The 16,107-nt window shown below is 70.1% G+C and carries 13 protein-coding genes; 4 read left to right on the forward strand and 9 right to left on the reverse strand.

From position 1 onward, the window contains the following. Window positions 1–85: 85 nt before the first annotated feature. The 3 genes from NR798_RS32165 (at window position 86) to NR798_RS32175 (ending at window position 4,252) form a co-directional block, all read left to right on the forward strand. A complete protein-coding gene (locus NR798_RS32165) occupies window positions 86–1,585 on the forward strand; it encodes a hypothetical protein (protein ID WP_375773852.1) in 1,500 nt (499 codons plus the stop codon). 123 nt (window positions 1,586–1,708) lie between these two features. Beyond that, window positions 1,709–3,814, forward strand: coding sequence for a neutral/alkaline non-lysosomal ceramidase N-terminal domain-containing protein (locus tag NR798_RS32170; protein WP_375766347.1), 2,106 nt, complete (start codon window positions 1,709–1,711; stop codon window positions 3,812–3,814). 81 nt (window positions 3,815–3,895) lie between these two features. After that, the gene (locus NR798_RS32175) at window positions 3,896–4,252 is read left to right on the forward strand and encodes a VOC family protein (protein ID WP_375773853.1); all 357 of its coding nucleotides are present in this window, start codon (window positions 3,896–3,898) and stop codon (window positions 4,250–4,252) included. Between the two features lie 65 nt (window positions 4,253–4,317). Here NR798_RS32175 and NR798_RS32180 read toward each other — a convergent pair whose 3' ends face one another. The 5 genes from NR798_RS32180 to NR798_RS32200 form a co-directional block, all read right to left on the reverse strand. After that, on the reverse strand, window positions 4,318–5,655 hold the full coding sequence (locus NR798_RS32180; protein WP_375766348.1) for a TldD/PmbA family protein: 1,338 nt from the start codon (window positions 5,653–5,655) through the stop codon (window positions 4,318–4,320). 11 nt (window positions 5,656–5,666) lie between these two features. Then, window positions 5,667–7,223, reverse strand: coding sequence for a TldD/PmbA family protein (locus NR798_RS32185; RefSeq protein WP_375766349.1), 1,557 nt, complete (start codon window positions 7,221–7,223; stop codon window positions 5,667–5,669). Window positions 7,224–7,407: 184 nt separating this feature from the next. Next, window positions 7,408–9,255: a GspE/PulE family protein gene (locus NR798_RS32190; protein ID WP_375766350.1), complete on the reverse strand. Its 1,848-nt coding sequence runs from the start codon at window positions 9,253–9,255 to the stop codon at window positions 7,408–7,410. Window positions 9,256–9,346: 91 nt separating this feature from the next. After that, on the reverse strand, window positions 9,347–10,108 hold the full coding sequence (locus NR798_RS32195; RefSeq protein WP_375766351.1) for a uroporphyrinogen-III synthase: 762 nt from the start codon (window positions 10,106–10,108) through the stop codon (window positions 9,347–9,349). Between the two features lie 116 nt (window positions 10,109–10,224). Next, window positions 10,225–11,148: a hypothetical protein gene (locus tag NR798_RS32200; protein WP_375766352.1), complete on the reverse strand. Its 924-nt coding sequence runs from the start codon at window positions 11,146–11,148 to the stop codon at window positions 10,225–10,227. Window positions 11,149–11,210: 62 nt separating this feature from the next. Between NR798_RS32200 and NR798_RS32205 the strand changes: the two genes are divergently transcribed. Beyond that, window positions 11,211–12,446 (forward strand): MFS transporter, encoded by a 1,236-nt coding sequence (locus NR798_RS32205; RefSeq protein ID WP_375766353.1) that lies wholly within the window; start codon window positions 11,211–11,213, stop codon window positions 12,444–12,446. A gap of 186 nt (window positions 12,447–12,632) precedes the next feature. On the opposite strand, the gene hemC is transcribed toward NR798_RS32205, so the two are convergent. Genes hemC through NR798_RS32225 form a run of 4 tightly spaced genes read right to left on the reverse strand, consistent with a single transcriptional unit; the run spans window position 12,633 to window position 16,097 of the window. Continuing rightward, a complete protein-coding gene (hemC, locus tag NR798_RS32210) occupies window positions 12,633–13,574 on the reverse strand; it encodes a hydroxymethylbilane synthase (RefSeq protein WP_375766354.1) in 942 nt (313 codons plus the stop codon). Next, on the reverse strand, window positions 13,571–14,881 hold the full coding sequence (hemA, locus tag NR798_RS32215; protein ID WP_375766355.1) for a glutamyl-tRNA reductase: 1,311 nt from the start codon (window positions 14,879–14,881) through the stop codon (window positions 13,571–13,573). Before hemA ends, hemC begins: the two co-directional genes overlap by 4 nt. Window positions 14,882–14,883: 2 nt before the next feature. Continuing rightward, window positions 14,884–15,693 carry an inner membrane protein YpjD gene (locus tag NR798_RS32220; RefSeq protein WP_375766356.1) on the reverse strand — a complete coding sequence of 270 codons (810 nt, stop codon included), beginning with the start codon at window positions 15,691–15,693 and terminating at the stop codon, window positions 14,884–14,886. A gap of 29 nt (window positions 15,694–15,722) precedes the next feature. After that, window positions 15,723–16,097 carry a hypothetical protein gene (locus NR798_RS32225; protein ID WP_375766357.1) on the reverse strand — a complete coding sequence of 125 codons (375 nt, stop codon included), beginning with the start codon at window positions 16,095–16,097 and terminating at the stop codon, window positions 15,723–15,725. Window positions 16,098–16,107 lie beyond the last annotated feature (10 nt).

Here is a 16,107-nt window from a genome sequence, read left to right on the forward strand (position 1 = left end):
CAGGGGCGCTGGGAAGGAGCGGCGCCCCCCCGCCGCGCCTGGAGGGAATTTGAGAAAGCTGCGCACGCTGGCCCTGACCGGGCTGATGACCCTTTCCGCGCCCGCATGGGCCGGAGACTTCGTCGATACCCGCTTGTCGTTCGCCTTCGCGGACGACAACGTCTTCGCCAACGCGGGCGAGACGACGCCCAACAGCCCCACGGCCCGGTTTGGCGGTGGTCTGCAGAACACCCAGTTCTACGACAACTTCAACACCCGCTTCTCCGGCTTCGAGACGCTGTCCAACATCGTCCTCTACAAGCGGATGCCGGCGTTCTTCGAGGGCCTCACCACCGAGGCGGCCCTCACGGTGCTGATGTTGGAGCGGCCCTCGGGTGGCATCGATCTGCGGGACAACTCCAGCTACATCCGCCTGCACTACCGGCCCCAGGGCTGGGGTGAGAACGAGGGCCTGTCGCTCACCGGCTTCCCGGTGTCCGCGGACCGCTTCCGGCTGGGCTACGCCTACCGCATCTCCTGGGGCGGCAGCGGCATCTTCACCACCCGCGCCGCCGCGGCGGGCGTGCCGGGCGCCCGGCTCCAGCTCACGCGCGACCGGTGGTACGCGTACGCGGGCGCCAAGACGGCCCTGGTGCTCAACGATCTCATCAAGGAGCAGGAGACGCTCTACGGCTTCATGGCGGGAGCGGGCTGGGACGTGCTCGAGACGCTGCGCGTGGAGGCCGGCGGCGGCTACTTCCAGAAGGGCATCGTCCCGGGTCTGGCCGCGCTGGGTGTCGAGGCGCCGGTGAACTCGGCGGGCGTGTCCGCGCAGGCCGTCTACCACGTGGGCGCGCCGGTGGGCACGAGCATCGACTTCCGGCTGTACCGGAACGATCCCGAGGTCTACCAGCGCTTCTTCTCCCCGGAGCAGTACCCGGGCGGCCTGTCGTACACGGTGTCGCTCGAGGGCAGCTACCTGGTGCAGACGCTGTCGGATCCGGACGTGTTCGGCCGCACGGTGCCGCAGGAGGCCCGGGCGGTGGCGCTGCAGGCGCGCGCCAAGTGGAACTACTGGCGCTTCCACGCGCTGGGCCTGTTCCGCGACCTGTCCTTCATCCAGTTCGACGTGCCCGGCCTGCCGCCCTTCAACGACTTCCCGGACGGCACCGAGGTCAAGCCGGAGATGTTCTTCGCGGTGGGCGCGGACTACCACATCCCCGCGCTGCACTTCACCCCGGGCTTCATCATCGGCGTGCAGCAGCCGGCGTCGTTCCGCAGCCCGGATCCGCTCTTCGGCGGCAACAACCCGCCCCCGGGCCTCACGGGCACGCGCACCGTGGTGGTGCGTGACGTCAACGTGCTGAGCATCCTCCCCACCACGTGCGGCGACGACAACGCCATCTGCCTGGCGGATCCGATCATCTCCGCCAAGGGCACCTTCCGGTGGGATCTCTCCGAGAGCGTCTCCGCCGTGGGCGAGGTCTATTACACCTACGACCGCAACCGGACGACCTTCCGGGACGACGTCTTCGGCGTCGCGCAGCCCAGCTTCGAAGATCCCCACGCGCTGGGCTTCAACATGCTGCTGCAGGCGCGCTTCTAGCCTCTGGCCTCCCCGCCCCTCTCCCCACCCGGAGAGAGGGGTGGCAGGCGGCCGGGCCCCCGGAATCGCTCCATCACACTCCCCTGCCCGCCCCTCCATCCCTCTGCACGGGGGGCGGCACGCATGGGACGAGACGACACGCTGTTGATGAACTTCCCACCCGAGGTGGTCGAGGTCCAGCGGCGCACACCCGAGCCGCTCCCCGCCACGGGCCTCCTCCAGGCGGGCGCCTCCCGGGTGGACATCACGCCCGGGTTCCAGTCGTCGCTCGCGGGCTGGGGCCCCACCCTGCTGGGGTTGCGTCGCGCACGGGGCGCGTGGGGCCGGCTCTTCGCGCGGGTGCTCGTGCTGGATGACGGCCAGGGCGAGCGCGTGGCCCTCCTCGCGGTGGATCTCCACGCCGGCACGCGCTACCTCGCCGAGCGGTTGGCGGAGCACACCGCGGCCCTGGGCCTGCACGTCGGCCGCCTCTTCCTCGCGGGCACGCACACGCACAGCGGGCCGGCGAACCTCTACGCCAACACGTACTACGACACCTTCGCGCCCACCGAGCCGCTCCTGAGGGCACGGGGGCTGGACCAGGTCCTGGTGGACTACCTCGTGGAGCGGATGGCGCTGGCCGTGCGCGAGGCCTGTGCGCGCCTGCGCCCCGCGCGTGCTGGTCACGGCGTGGCCCGGCTCTGGGGGTACTCGCGCAACCGGAGCCTCGCGGCCCTGCGCGAGAACTTCCCCGGCCTGGATGACGCGGCCCTCCGCCAGCAAGTCTCGGTGCTGGGCTTCCCCTCGGGCGCCCCTCCCTCCGTGCCCCCGGGCCTCCCGGTCGATCAGGTCTGCGTGGATCCGCGCATCCAGGTCCTCTGGGCCGAGGAGGCCGAGGCGCCCCACCGTCCCATCGGTGCCTTCGGCGTCTTCGGAGCCCATGCGTCGCTGATCGCCAAGGAGCACCCCCTGTGCTCGCCGGATCTCTTCGGCGTGGCCACGCGTCACGCGGAGCAGTTGCTGCGCGGCGCGGAGGGAGGACCCGGGCCGGTGGTGGGGCTCGCCGCGGGCGCCATCGGTGACGCCGATGCGATGCGGCCCGGCATGACGCTCGAGGCGCTGAAGAAGAAGCGCGAGGACCAGGCGGACAACCTGGCGTTGGTGGATGAGGTAGGCCATGAGGTGGGCCGCCAGCTCGCCTGGGCCTGTGAGGACGCGCGCGCCCACGTGAGCCCCTCGCTGCGCATCACCGCCCTCTTCGACGAGCCCACCATTCGCGACGCGACGTTGAAGGACGGCAGGCACCTGTCGACGGGGGCCCTCGTCGGCGCGCCAACGCTCCGGGGCTCGGAGCTGGGCGAGGGCGTGCCCTTCTTCAAGGAGGGAGATCGGCTGGAGGGGTTGCCGGACAGCGATCCGCAGTGGCCGAAGGCGCCTCCGCGTGCGCTGGTGCGGCACATCCGCGAGGCCCTCAACTACCAGCCGCACACCCTGCCCCTGCGGCTGGTGAAGGTGGGCGACCTGTGGCTGATGGGCTGTCCCGGCGAGCCGACCTCCTGGCTGGCGCATGAGCTGGCCCAGGCGATGCGAGCGCGCGGCGCCCGGGAAGTGATGGTCGCGGGCGTGTGCGGAGAGTACGCCGGCTACCTCACCACCGAGCACGAGTACAAGGCCCAGCACTACGAGGGCTCGAGCACCCTCTGGGGACGGAACACGGAGCACTGGCTCCTCGAGCACTTCGAGGCCCTGGCGGCGAGCACCACGACGGCCGTCCCGTCAGGTGCGGCCCGCTTCACGGTGAACCCAGGCGAGCACCCGGCCCTCACGGAGCCCCAGCCGCGCACCTCCGAGCCCACTCCGCTCTGGCCCCGGTCGCCGGAGCTCGACGCCCCGCGGCTCAGTGACAATGGACGGCTGGTGCTCTCGGGCCGGTGGTTCGCCTGGGCGCCGCAGGAGCGGAGCGAGCTGGGATGGGGCGCGTGGATCCGGCTCGAGGACGCGGACACCGGCGAGGTGCTCCAGAGCGCGAACCAGCCGCTCGATGACCAGCACCACACCTTCCTGCTGCAGTTCGTCAAGACGCCCGGCGGAGTCCTGGAATGGAAGTGGCAGGTCGTGCTCGACGACTGGCGGCATCTGCGGGGCCGGAGGATCCGCTTCCGCACGCAGGGGCCCCGGGGAGTGAGCGTCCGGCCACCTCCCGGCGCGCGGTGGCCCGAGCTGCGCCTCGTCCTGAGCGCGGCCGCCTGAGCCCGGAGGCGGAGGGATTCCATGTCCGTGAGCGACTGGCGCGGCCACGTGTTACAGACGGCGCGTATGGAGAGCGATCAGCTGTTGTCGTCATTCGTGAAGGTGCTCGTGTCGGACCCGGAGCGCTCGGCGAAGTTCTACGAGGCGCTCGGATTCAAGCGGACCCAGGCCGCCCCGCCCTTCATCCACCTGCAGTGGGAGAAGCAGGCGGAGGTGTACCTGGTCACCCTGCCCCCCGTGGTGAAGCTGGAGGGCCAGCGAGGCCTGGGCGTGCTGCTGGGCTTCCGCATCGGCGCCGTGGAGCTGGAGGAGGTGGCCTCGCGGGCGCGCGCACAGGGGGCACACGTCGAGGGGCCCACCGTGCAGCCGTGGTTCACGCGGGAGATCATCGTCACGGATCCCGACGGCTACCGGCTGAACTTCATCGAGCCCGCGTAGCACCGGGACGCACCGCGCTCCCCGGCCATCCACCGGGGAGCGGGCACCGTCCACGTCGCCCGAGGCTATACGCCGGCGAACTGCACGCCCTCGAAGACGAGGGTGGGCGTGCGCATCGCGCTGTTCACGTAGGGATCGTTCCCCACGGCGACCAGCCGCTTCCACAGATCCATCTGGTTGCCGGAGATGTTCATCTCGCCAATGGGCTCGGCGATCTTCCCGCCGCGCACGCGGAAGCCCTGGACACCGAACGAGAAGTCACCCGTGACGGCGTTGGAGTTGCCTCCGAGGAAGCTCGTCACGAGGACGCCCTCCTTCAGGTCCGCCAGGAGCGCGTCCTGGGCCTTGCTCCCGAGCTTCCAGGAGAGGTTCGAGGCACTGCCCGTTGTCGGACGCGCCTTGAGCTTGCGGCCGTAGTAGGTGTCGATGAAGTAGGTGCGCAGCTCGCCCGCCTCGAACAGCGGCATGGGCCGGGCGGCGATGCCCTCTCCGTCGAAGAGGCGCGAGCCGAGGCCCCGCTTCACGTGCGGCTCGTCGGTGAGCGCGAGCAGCTCGCTGCCCACCTTCTGGCCGATCTTCCCGTCGAGGAAGGAACGCTTCTGCTGGATGGCTCCGCCCGACATGGGCCCGAGCAGCATCGACACGAGCCGGCCGGCGGCCCGGTTGTCCACGGCCATGGTGATCACCGCGGACGCGCCCTTCGTCGAGCCGATGCGCCCCAGCGCCCGCTCTCCGGCACGGCGGCCCAGGGAGGCCGCGTCGGGCAGGTTCTCGAAGAAGCGCGCCACGGCGTAGTCGCTCTCCTCCGGCCGGCGCCCGTCCGGATCCTGCGCGCTCACGTCCGCCGAGGCGACGAACTGCGTCCCGCGCAGCCCGCCCTCGAAGCCGTTGGAGCTGACCCGGAAGATCTCCCGGTGCGTGTCCCCGAAGCCGGTGGTGACGGACAGGATGGCGCCCTTCGTATCCGCCGAGCGCGCCCCCGCCTCCAGCTCCCGGACGAAGCGCTGCCGGTCGTCGGAGGAGAGCGTCGCCTGGCGCGGATCCTCGATGGACAGGTCCACCGCGGCCCGGCCCGCGTACAGCTCGGGCTCCGGCAGCCGGCGGTGCTCGTCACGCGCCAGCACGCGCGCCATCGCGACGGAGTCGGAGATGAAGCGCTCCAGCGCCTCCGGACGCAGATCGCTCGTGGACACCGCGGAGTAGCGCCCCTCGACGTAGAGCTGCACGGAGAGGCCGCGGGTGGTGGCCTCGGAGACCTTCTCCAGCCGGCCATCGCGCCACTGCATCTCCACCTCGCGCATGCGGCTGGCCGTGGCCGCCGCCTCGGAAGCGCCCTTCTGGCGCGCCAGGTCCACCGCCTGCCGCGCGACATCCGCCAGATTCGTGGTGTTCGTCGTGCTCATTCCCGCCTCCCTCAAGCGTTGCGTCCGCCCACGGTGATGGATGCGACCCGGACCGTCGGCATGCCCTGGGACACCGGCACGCCCTGGCCGTCCTTGCCGCACGTCCAGCCGCCCTCGTCGATGACGAGGTCATCGCCCACCATGTCCACCTTCTCGAGCACCTTCGGCCCGTTGCCGATGATGTTCACGTCCTTGATGGGCCGGGTGAGCTTGCCGTCCTCGATGAGGTAGCCGTTCTTCACGTAGAAGGTGAAGTCGCCCGCGCCGATGTTCACCTGCCCGTTGCTGAAGTTGGAGCAGTAGATGCCCTTCTTCACCGAGGCGATGATCTCCTCGTGCTTGTGCGGGCCCGGGAGCATGTACGTGGAGCGCATGCGCGGCAGCGGTGCGTGCCGGTAGCTCTCGCGCCGGCCGTTGCCCGTGGGCTTCACCTTGTAGTGCTTCGCGGAGATGGAGTCGTGCAGGTACGTGGTGAGGACGCCGTTCTCCACGAGCATCGTCTTGCCCGGTACGTTGCCCTCGTCGTCCACGTTGATGGCGCCGCGCGCGTACTCGTTGGTGCCGTCGTCGACGATGTTCACGAAGGGCTGGGCGATGAGCTTGTTGAGCTTGTCCGCGTAGATGGACGTGCCCTTGCGGTTGAAGTCCGCCTCCATGCCGTGGCCGATGGCCTCGTGCAGGAGGATGCCGGAGGAGCCCGCCGCGAGCACCACGGGCAGCTCGCCCGCGGGCGGCTGGGTGGCCTCGAAGAGGATGGTGGTGCGGCTCACCGCCTCGCGCACCACGCGCTCCAGCCGCTCGGGCGAGTAGAAGTCCAGCCCCGCGCGGCCCGCGACGCCGTAGGTGTTCTGCTCGCGCTTGCCGTTCTGCTCGGCCACGCAGGACAGGTAGAGGCTCGTCATCGGCTGCACGTCCTCGACGAGCCGCCCGTTGCTGTCGGCCACCAGCACCGCGCCGTGCTCATCGGAGAACGAGAGCGTCACCTTGGACACGCGCGGGTCGGCCTTGAAGGCCGCCGTGTTCAGCCCCTCGAGGATGGGGAGCTTCTGCTCGGGGCGCACGGCGTCCCAGCCCAGCTTGAGCACGTAGCGCTGCGGAAGCTCCTTGTAGATGTGGAGGCGCTGGGGGCCGGGCCGCGAGGGCCCATCCGCGATGGCGGCGGCCGTGCGGGCGGCGCTGCGCATCGCCTCGAGCGTGAGCTCCTCGGTATAGGCGTAGCCCGTCTGGTCGCCCTTGACGACGCGCACGCCCACGCCGAGCTCCACGGTGGTGAACGCCTTGTTCACCGCGCCGTCCTCGAGCGCCATGGAGGTGGACACCCGGTGCTGGAAGAAGAGGTCGCTGTAGTCCCCGCCTCGCGACAGGGCGGCGGCCAGCGTCTCGCGGATGAGGGTCTCGTCGACGCCGAAACGCGCGAAGTACCCGATGGAGTGCAAGGGTCCATCCGAGCCGCCCCCGGGGCCGCCCGGGCCCGCCCGCTGCGTCGTCGCACAGCCAGACAACAGCTCGCCCGCTCCCGCCATCGCCAATGCCGTCGTGCCGTAGCCGACGAAGTCACGTCGCGTCATTCCGGTCTTTCCTCCCGCCATGGCTCTCCCTCTTCAGTGAAGGTCACCGCGCATCCAGAGGGTAACCCCACGGCCAGGCTGGTATTCCGGAAATCCCACATCCCCCCTCATCCGTGGGCTACCCAACAGATAACGTGCCGGGCGCTCGGTTGTCGCACCGGCCCTGGGGGAATCCGCTCAGGACTCAGGACACGGACGTCATGCGCACCACCTCGTCGAAGGAGGTGAGGCCCATGGCCAGCTTGCGCACCGCCGCCTCGCGCAGGGTGCGCGTGCCGCCCCGGCGTGCCGCGTCCAGCATCTGCTGGTGGCTGCCGCCGCGGGAGATCTGCTCGCGCAGATCGTTGTTGAGGTTGACGATCTCGAAGGCGCCCGTGCGGCCCCAGTAGCCCGTGCCGCGGCAGCGCGGGCACCCGGCGCCCTTGACGATGTTCACCCCGCTCGGCAGCAGCGGAATGGGCGCGCCCAGCAGGGTCAGCTCGTCTGGCGTGAGCGTGGTGGGCTGCGCGCAGTGCGGGCACACGCGCCGCAACAGGCGCTGGGCCATCATGCCGATGAGGCTCTGCGCCAGCAGGAAGGGCGGCACCCCGAGGTCCTTCAGACGCGCCACCGCGCCGATGGCGTCGTTGGTGTGCAGCGTGGAGAGCACCAGGTGGCCCGTAAGCGCGGCCTGCACGGCGTTCTCCGCCGTCTCCGCGTCGCGGATTTCGCCCACCATGATGACGTCCGGGTCCTGGCGCAGGATGCTGCGCAGCGCGCTGGCGAAGTCCAACCCCACCTTGGGCTGCACCTGCACCTGGTTGAAGCCGTCCCACACCATTTCGATGGGGTCTTCGATGGTGACGACGTTCACGTCCGGGCCGGCCACCGCCTTGAGGGCCGAGTAGAGCGTGGTCGTCTTGCCGCTGCCCGTGGGGCCGGTGACGAGGATGATGCCGTGGGGCTGGTCGATCCACGACTCGAAGACGCGCTTCTCGTCCGGGTCGAAGCCGAGCTGGGCGATGTCCTGCACCAGCGTCTCGGGGTCGAACACACGGATGACCACCTTCTCGCCGAAGGCGGTGGGCAGCGTGGAGACGCGGAGCTCCACCTCGCGGCCATCGCGCTCGGTCTTGATGCGGCCGTCCTGGGGCTTGCGCTTCTCGGAGATGTCGATGCGCGCCAGCGTCTTCACGCGCGAGACGATGGGCGGGTGCACGCCGGCCGGCAGCGTGTACACGGGGTGCAGCACACCGTCGATGCGCAGGCGGACCAGCGACGTGTTGCGCTTGGGCTCGATGTGGATGTCCGAGGCCCGGTTGTCGAAGGCGTAGCGCAGCATGTAGTCCACGGCCTGCACCACGGGCTGGTCCGCCGCGTCCAGCTCCTGGCGGCCGCTGAGCGTGACGAGCTGCTCGAAGTTGCTGATCTGCGGCGAGTTCTGGGAGTTGCTGGTGAAGTCATCCGCGGCCTTCGCCAGCGTGCGCTTGAAGCCGTAGATGTCCGCGATGGCCTTGAGGATGTCCGTCTTCGAGGCGAACACCGGCTCGATGGGCATGCCGGTGAGCACGTGGATGCTCTCGAAGAGCTCCTTGTCGAAGGGGTTGGCCACCGCCACCACCAGCCGGCCGTCCGGGGCCTTCTCCAGCGGCAGCAGCACGTGCTTCTGCGCGAAGGGGCGGGACACGGTGCGGGTGGCCATGGCCATGTCCAGCTTGAGCGGATCGACCTTCTTGTAGGGCAGGCCGGAGGAGCGGGCGACCAGCTCGGTGACCCGGTCCTCGTCGAGCGCCCCGCGGCCATCGGCCAGGGGCACCTGGAAGGCGGCGACGATCTCCACCGGGGAGACGTCGTAGCGGGCGGCGTCCGTGCCGACGATGCCCTTGTTCTTGAGGACGCGGGCGCGGGCGGCGGCCTCACGGGTGGCGATGTTCTGCGCCTGATCGGCGGTGAGGACCCGCTGCGAGACGAGGGCCTCGAGCACGAAGGAGAGGGTGAAGTCGGTCTTGCTCCGGCTCGGCGGAGCAGCAGGCGGGGTCACGGGCGCTGGCAACGGCGTCTCCTTGCGGCCAGGGGAAACGAAGCGGGGGTGCCGGTCCATCCCGGCGCGTTCAGGGCGGAACCCCTCCCCTGGGGGCGACAGTCTACCCGCGAATCGCCCGGACAGTGGCCTCGACCAGGGCCTCGGGGGTGGGCCGCTCGGCTACCGAGGCCACCGGCAGCCCCAGGTGCGTCAGCGCCGCCGCCGTGGTGGGCCCGATGGCCACCAGCCGGGCCGAGCCGAGCCGCTCGCGCCCCACCGCCTCCAGGAAGGCCTCCGCGGTGCGCGGCGAGGCGAACAGGGCCACATCCGGCGGGGCGCTCTCGAGCAGCGCCTGGGCCTCGGGTGGCAGCGGCGCGGGCCGGGAGCGGTATGCCGTCACCCGCGTCACCCGCGTGCCATGCTCGCGCAGCGCGTCCTCGATCTCGCGGCGTCCCTCCTCCGCGGCCGGCAGCAGCACCTCGTCCTCCGGATCCAAACCGGGGCGCATCACCTCGTAGAGCGCGGCGCCCGTGCCCTCGGGGGACTCGACGGCCACGGTCAGCCCATAGCCCTCCACGGTGCGCGCGGTGCGCGGCCCCACCACGGCGATGCGCACCCGCGACAGCAGCTGCACGGTGCCCGCCTCGCGCAGCGCCTCCATCAACGCCTCCACTCCCGAGGGGCTCGCGAACACCACCCACTTGTAGCGCTGGATGGCCTCCGCGGCCGCCACCAGCGGGCGGGGATCCTCCGGAGGCAACAGCTCCAGCAGCGGCACATGCAGCACTTCGGCGCCCTCGTCCTCGAGGAGGAAGCACAGCTCCTCCGAGCGTTCACGGGGGCGCGTCACCAGGATACGGATGCCTTCGAGTCGCCTTTCCACGGCCGCGCACTCTAGGCCATTTGCGCCGGGCTCATAGCGTCCTCTTCGCGTCCGATTTTGGAGACAGGTCATGCCAGCGGGCATGACCCTGGAGGTCTCCCCAGTTGCCCCGGTGCTCAGTTGCAGTAGTACTGGGGGGCGAGCTCGAGGACGCGCTGCTCGGCCACGGGGGAGAGCGCGCGCAGGCGCGAGAGGAAGAGGGGGGCCTTCATCCCCATGCCGATGAAGGACCAGACGTACGAGCGCTCCTGGGCCTTGAAGATCTCCTCGCGCTCGGCCTCCGAGAACGTCCGCCCCGCGGCCTGCTCCAGGGTCTGGAGATCCAGCTGGAGCTGCGCGTTCAAGGTGCCCCGGAGCGCCTGGAGCAGCTCGGCGTACTCGGCCATGGCCGCGTCCACGCCCCCGGGCTCCACGGCGATGATCTTCTGGGCCTCCAGGAAGTCCAGGCGGGTGTGCTGCGCCTCCTCGAGCCAGTGGTGCTTGAGCAGGTTGCAGAACAGGGGATCGAGCGTCTCGCGCTCGTTGTCGCGGATGGTCTCCACGTAATGCTGCTGCGTCATCAGCTCCATGTGGAGGTTGAAGATCAGCACGCCGAGGTTGGACTTGGCCATGATGGCCTTGGCCACCGCGACCTGGTTGTCGAGCAGGCCTGGGGCGACCTTGAACCCGCGGGCGAACGCGGCGGTGTACCGGGCGAAGAGCTGCTGGTGCTTGAGCTCCTCCTCGGTGAAGCGCAGGAGCGCGCGCATCTGGGTCTGGTTCTTGTGGAGCTCGAGGCCGGCGCGGTGCGCGGCCAGGGCCACGGCGTACTCCTCCAGGAACAGGAACAGGTGGGCGTAGCTGTTGGAGCGGATCTGATTGAGCAGCAGCTTCTCCGCCGCGCTCAAGCAACCGATGCCGTCCGTCCCCGTGAGCGCGTCCGAGAGGATGCGCCGGCTGAAGTCGATGACGGTCTCCTTGGGCAAAAGGTCATCAATCCGCCAGGACACGCGCTCGGAGTTCTGGATACAGGACTGATACTCGGAGTCTTGGTTGGTCATGGACTGGAGGTCACAACCATTCAGCCGTTCGTGTCAATGTAGGGGCCAGGAGGGACTGATCCTTGAGCCAGGCGAGACACGTCCAGCGCACCTACCTGCTGCTGACCTTGCTATCGACGTTGGCGTCCTCCTTCATCTGGGGCATCAACACCCTGTTCCTTCTCGACGCGGGCCTCAGCAACGCCGAGGCCTTCGCCGTCAATGCGTTCTTCACCGCGGGACAGGTGCTCTTCGAGATTCCCACCGGGGTGGTGGCGGACACGTGGGGCAGGCGCGCCTCGTATCTGCTCGGCACCGCCACGTTGCTGGTCTCGACGCTGATCTACGTCGCCATGTGGCAGATCCGTGCGCCGCTGTGGGGCTGGGCCATCGCATCCATCCTCATCGGCCTCGGCTTCACGTTCTTCTCGGGTGCCACCGAGGCGTGGCTGGTCGATGCGCTCACCTTCTGCGGTGTCGGGGAAACGTTCGAGTCGGTGCTCGCCAGGGGCCAGATCGTGTCGGGTACGGCCATGTTGATCGGCTCGGTCGCGGGGGGTGTCGTCGCCCAGATGAGCAACCTGGGTGTGCCCTATGTCCTCCGCTCGGTCCTGCTCGGCGTCACGATGGCCGTGGCCTTCGTCTCGATGAAGGATCTCGGCTTCACCCCCGAGCGCGGCAAGGGCCCGCTGGACAGGGTGCGGATGGTGGTGCGTGGGTCGCTCGACCACGGCTTGCGCAACCCCCCAGCGCGCTGGCTGATGCTGGCGGCCCCCTTCACCATGGGGGTGAGCATCTTCGCCTTCTACGCCCTCCAGCCCTATCTGCTTCAGCTCTACGGCGACACGCGCGCGTTCTGGATCGCCGGTCTGGCGGCGGCCGTCGTCGCCGGGTGCGAGATCGCCGCGGGGTTGCTCGTCCCCTCCGTGCGCCGGTTGTTCAGCCGGCGCACACACGCGCTGCTCGCCGCCATGGTCATCAGCGCCGGCTGTCTGGCCGTCATCGGATGGACGACGCACTTCTGGGTGGCGATCGTGGCGCTGGTCGTCTCGGCGTTGGCCCAGTCGGCCAGCAGGCCCATGAAGCAGGCGTACCTGAACGGCGTCATTCCCTCGGGACAACGCGCGACCGTGCTCTCCTTCGACAACCTGATGGGCTCGGCTGGAGGGGTGGTGGTGCAACCCGCCCTGGGACGAGTGGCCGACATCGGCGGCTACGGCTCGGCCTACCTCGTCGGCGCCGTCATCCAGGCCGCGGCGGTGCCCTTCCTGTTGCTCGCCCGGCGAGAGGCCGCGCCCGCAGATCGCATCGAGAAGTGAGCTGCTCGACCGCATCGCTCGAGAGCAGCTCCGCCCCGTCGGGTTGAATCTCCGCTCCGGGCGGGCTTCAGGTGTAGACGTCTACACCTGGGCGCGCACATCCACCCACATGCCCTCCCCCTTCCAGGTGTAGACGTCTACACCTGAGCGGGCCTGGCCCCCGTTCGCGGGCTGACCCCGTCCCCGTCAGGACTCCGGCACGGGGGAAGCGCGGCCGAAGTCCCGGAGGATCTCCCCCGCGCCGCGCGAGAGCAGCTCCTCGGCGAGCGCCTCGCCGACCGCGAGCGCCGTCTCCACCGGGCCGCTGCGCTCTCCCTCCACCACCTTCGTGCCGTCCGGCCGTCCCACCAGCCCCCGCAGGCGGACGGTGCCGCCCTCCACGGTGGCGTGTCCGGCCAGCGGCACGGTGCACCCGCCCTCCAGCCGGGCCATGAAGGCGCGCTCGGCCGTCACCGCCACGCGCGTGAGGTCGTCCTCCAGCGCCGCCAGCAACCCGCGCACCTCGGCGTCCTCGGTGCGGCACTGGATGGCGAGCACCCCCTGCCCCACCGCCGGCAGGCTGATGCTGGTGGGCAGCACCTCCGTGATCTCCGTCTCCAGCCCCAGGCGCTTGAGGCCCGCATACGCGAGCACCGCGCCGTGCAGTCCCAGCTCGCGCGTGCGCGCCAGCCGCGTCTGCACGTTGCCGCGCAGGCTGATGATCTCCAGGTCCGGCCGCCGCGAGCGCAGGATGCAGCTGCGGCGCAGCGACGAGGTGCCCACGCGCGCCCCCTTGGGCAGCATCTCCAGCGAGAGCCCCGCCGGGCTACAGAAGGCGTCGCGCGGATCCTCCCGCTTGGGAACGGCCGCCAGCAGCAGGCCCGCGGGCAGCACGGACGTCATGTCCTTGAGGCTGTGCACGGCCAGGTCCGCGCGGCCATCGAGCAGCGACTGCTCGATCTCCTTCACGAACAGCCCCTTGCCGCCCACGGTGGACAGGGGCGCGGAGAGGAACCGGTCCCCCGCGGTGCTCATCTCCACGAGGGAGCACTCCAGCCCCGGATGCAGCTGGGTCAACAGTGAGCTCACGTGCCGGGCCTGCCAGAGCGCCAGCGGGCTCTGCCGGGTGGCGATGCGTACGGCCTTCATCCCTTGCCTCCGTTGGCCACGACATTGGGGCCGGCCGTCCCCGTGGATGCGGGCGCTTCCTCGAGCCCGAAGAGCTCGGCGGCGGCGCCGGCCAGCCGGTTGCCCTCATGCTCGGGGCCCACCGCGCGCAGCTTCGCCGTGGGCTCATGGAGCAGCTTGTTGACGATGGCACGCGCCATCGCCTCGACACTCTTGCGCTGCTTGTCCGTGAGGCCGTCCCCGATGGTGGAGAGCGTGCGCTCCACCTCGGCGCGGGCGATGGCCTCACCGCGCTGGCGCAGCTGGGCGAGCACGGGCACGCCGTTGCGCACGGCCCGTTCGCGCACGAAGCGCGCCACTTCCTGGGCCACCAGCACGCCCGCTTTCTGCGCCTCCTCGGCGCGGGCGGCGGCGTTCTCCGCCACGAACTTCTGGATGTCGTCCACGTCGTAGGCGTGCACCCAGTCCAGCTCCCCCACCTCGGGGGCGATGTCGCGCGGCACGGCCAGGTCCACCATGAAGAGCGTCCGGTGCTTGCGCGCCTTGGCCACCGCGCCCACGTTCTCCTTGGTGAAGATGGGCACCGGCGAGGCCGTGCTGCACACCACCACGTCCGCCGCGGCGAGCAGCGTGAACAGCTCCTCGTAGGGACGCGCGGTGGCACCGACTTCGGCCGCGAGCGCCTCGGCGCGCGCCAGCGTGCGGTTGGCCACCAGCAGCTTCGTGGCGCCCGCCTGCTTCAGGTGACGCGCGGCCAGCTCCGCCATCTCGCCCGCCCCCACCAGCAGCACCGTCTTGTCCCGCAGCCCGTCGAACACCTTGCTCGCCAGCGACACGGCCGCGCTGGCCATGGACGTGGCGGCCCGGCCGATGGCCGTCTCCGTGCGCACCCGCTTGGCGCAGCCGAACGCCGCGGCGCACACACGCGTCAGCTCGCCGCGCACCGCGCCCACGCCCTGGCCCTTCTCGAAGGCGTCCTTCACCTGGCCGAGAATCTGCGCCTCGCCCAGCACCATGGAGTCCAGGCTCGCCGCCACCCGGAAGAGGTGCACCAGCGCGTCCTCGCCGCGGTGCTCGTAGAGGTGCTCCAGCGTCTCCGGGCCGCCCAGCTCCTGCAGCTCGTTGCGGGCGCTCTCCCGCACCCGGTTCATGTCCGGCGCGGCCAGGTACAGCTCCACCCGGTTGCACGTGGACACGAGGAAGGCCTCGTTGGGCGACTGGGCCAGCCGCTGCAACAGCTCCACCTGATGGGTCTCCGGCAGGGCGAGCCGCTCACGCACCCCGAGCGGCGCCGTCCGGTGCGATAGACCGATGCACAGGAACTCCATGACTAGCGCCACCCCCCGCTGGCGTGGAGGAAGTCATACGACGACAGGAACGACACCAGCAGCAAGCCAAACCCCGTCATGGTCAACAGTGCGACACGCCGGCCCCGCCACCCGCCAAAGGAGCGGGCGCCCACGAGCGCGGCGAAAACGGCCCAGGCCACCAACGTGGCGATCTGCTTGGACGTCCAGGACCAGAAGAAGCCCGGCGCCGCGCTGGAGAAGAAGGCCCCGGTGACGAGCGTCACCGACAGGGCGATGAAGCCCACCACCACCAACTGGCGGTTGAGCGTGTCGAGGAACTCCAGCGAGGGCAGGCGCGAGAAGAGCAGGCCGAAGCGCTTGCCCTTCACCTGCCGCTCCATCAGCAGGTACATGAGCGCCACGCCCGCGGCCAGCGCCGAGGCCGCCACGCCCAGCAGGGCGATGGTGATGTGCACCGGCAACAGGGGCCGCTGCACGTCCGGGCTCAGCACCTGCCCGCGATCCAACAGCAGGCCCGGCAGCAGCACCGCCACCGCCAGCGGGGTGATGAAGGCGCCGATCACCGGCCGGCGGTAGCGCACATCCACCACCAGGAAGATGGCCAGCAGCAGGAAGGCGAAGGTGGAGAAGCCCTGGGCCATCCCCACCGGGCGGCCCCCCTGAGCCCCGAAGAGCCCGAAGAGGGCCACTCCATGCAGGCCCAGCCCCGTGCCCACCAGCACCCGGCCCACGGTGGCGAGCGCGTCCAGTTGCCGGACGAGGTAGACGAGGTACACCAACGCCGCGACGACATAGGCGTGGCAGGCGAGGGAAACCAGCGCGTGATTCATGGCGGAGACAACCTATTGGACTGAGTGCGTCAGCCCATTTTGTTCAGAAGGAAGGCGGCGAGGAGATCCGCCTCGGAGCCCGTCTTGCCGTCAGCCGAGCCGGCATCCGAGGGAGAGATGGGGACCTCGGCCACATAACCGGGGACGACCTCATATGCCGTATCTCCGAGCAACACGGAGTCGGCCATCTGCTCGGCCCCCAGGGACTGGAGCTGGGCCTCGGTCTTCACCTTGGCGACCAGATCGTTCGCGTCCTCTCCGGTGACGAGCTGCACGATGTGCACCGCGGGTGTCACCGGGTACACACCCTCCTCACCGGTCACCACCAGCACACCGTCCTTCACGTCCGCTTTGTCTTCCAGTGCCCACTCTTCGAGCTGGGACTGGGGAAGGAAGAGCTTCATCACCCCGCTA

The sequence above is a fragment of the Archangium gephyra genome (genome assembly GCF_042230915.1).
Lineage (GTDB): Bacteria > Myxococcota > Myxococcia > Myxococcales > Myxococcaceae > Archangium > Archangium gephyra_B.

Coding starts and splice junctions, on each gene's coding strand:
- NR798_RS32165 (WP_375773852.1), top strand. CDS start 86: ATGACCCTTTCCGCGCCCGCATGGGCCGGAGACTTCGTCGATACCCGC.
- NR798_RS32170 (WP_375766347.1), top strand. CDS start 1,709: ATGGGACGAGACGACACGCTGTTGATGAACTTCCCACCCGAGGTGGTC.
- NR798_RS32180 (WP_375766348.1), bottom strand. CDS start 5,655: ATGAGCACGACGAACACCACGAATCTGGCGGATGTCGCGCGGCAGGCG.
- NR798_RS32185 (WP_375766349.1), bottom strand. CDS start 7,223: ATGACGCGACGTGACTTCGTCGGCTACGGCACGACGGCATTGGCGATG.
- NR798_RS32200 (WP_375766352.1), bottom strand. CDS start 11,148: ATGACCAACCAAGACTCCGAGTATCAGTCCTGTATCCAGAACTCCGAG.
- hemC (WP_375766354.1), bottom strand. CDS start 13,574: ATGAAGGCCGTACGCATCGCCACCCGGCAGAGCCCGCTGGCGCTCTGG.
- hemA (WP_375766355.1), bottom strand. CDS start 14,881: ATGGAGTTCCTGTGCATCGGTCTATCGCACCGGACGGCGCCGCTCGGG.
- NR798_RS32220 (WP_375766356.1), bottom strand. CDS start 15,693: ATGAATCACGCGCTGGTTTCCCTCGCCTGCCACGCCTATGTCGTCGCG.
- NR798_RS32225 (WP_375766357.1), bottom strand. CDS start 16,097: ATGAAGCTCTTCCTTCCCCAGTCCCAGCTCGAAGAGTGGGCACTGGAA.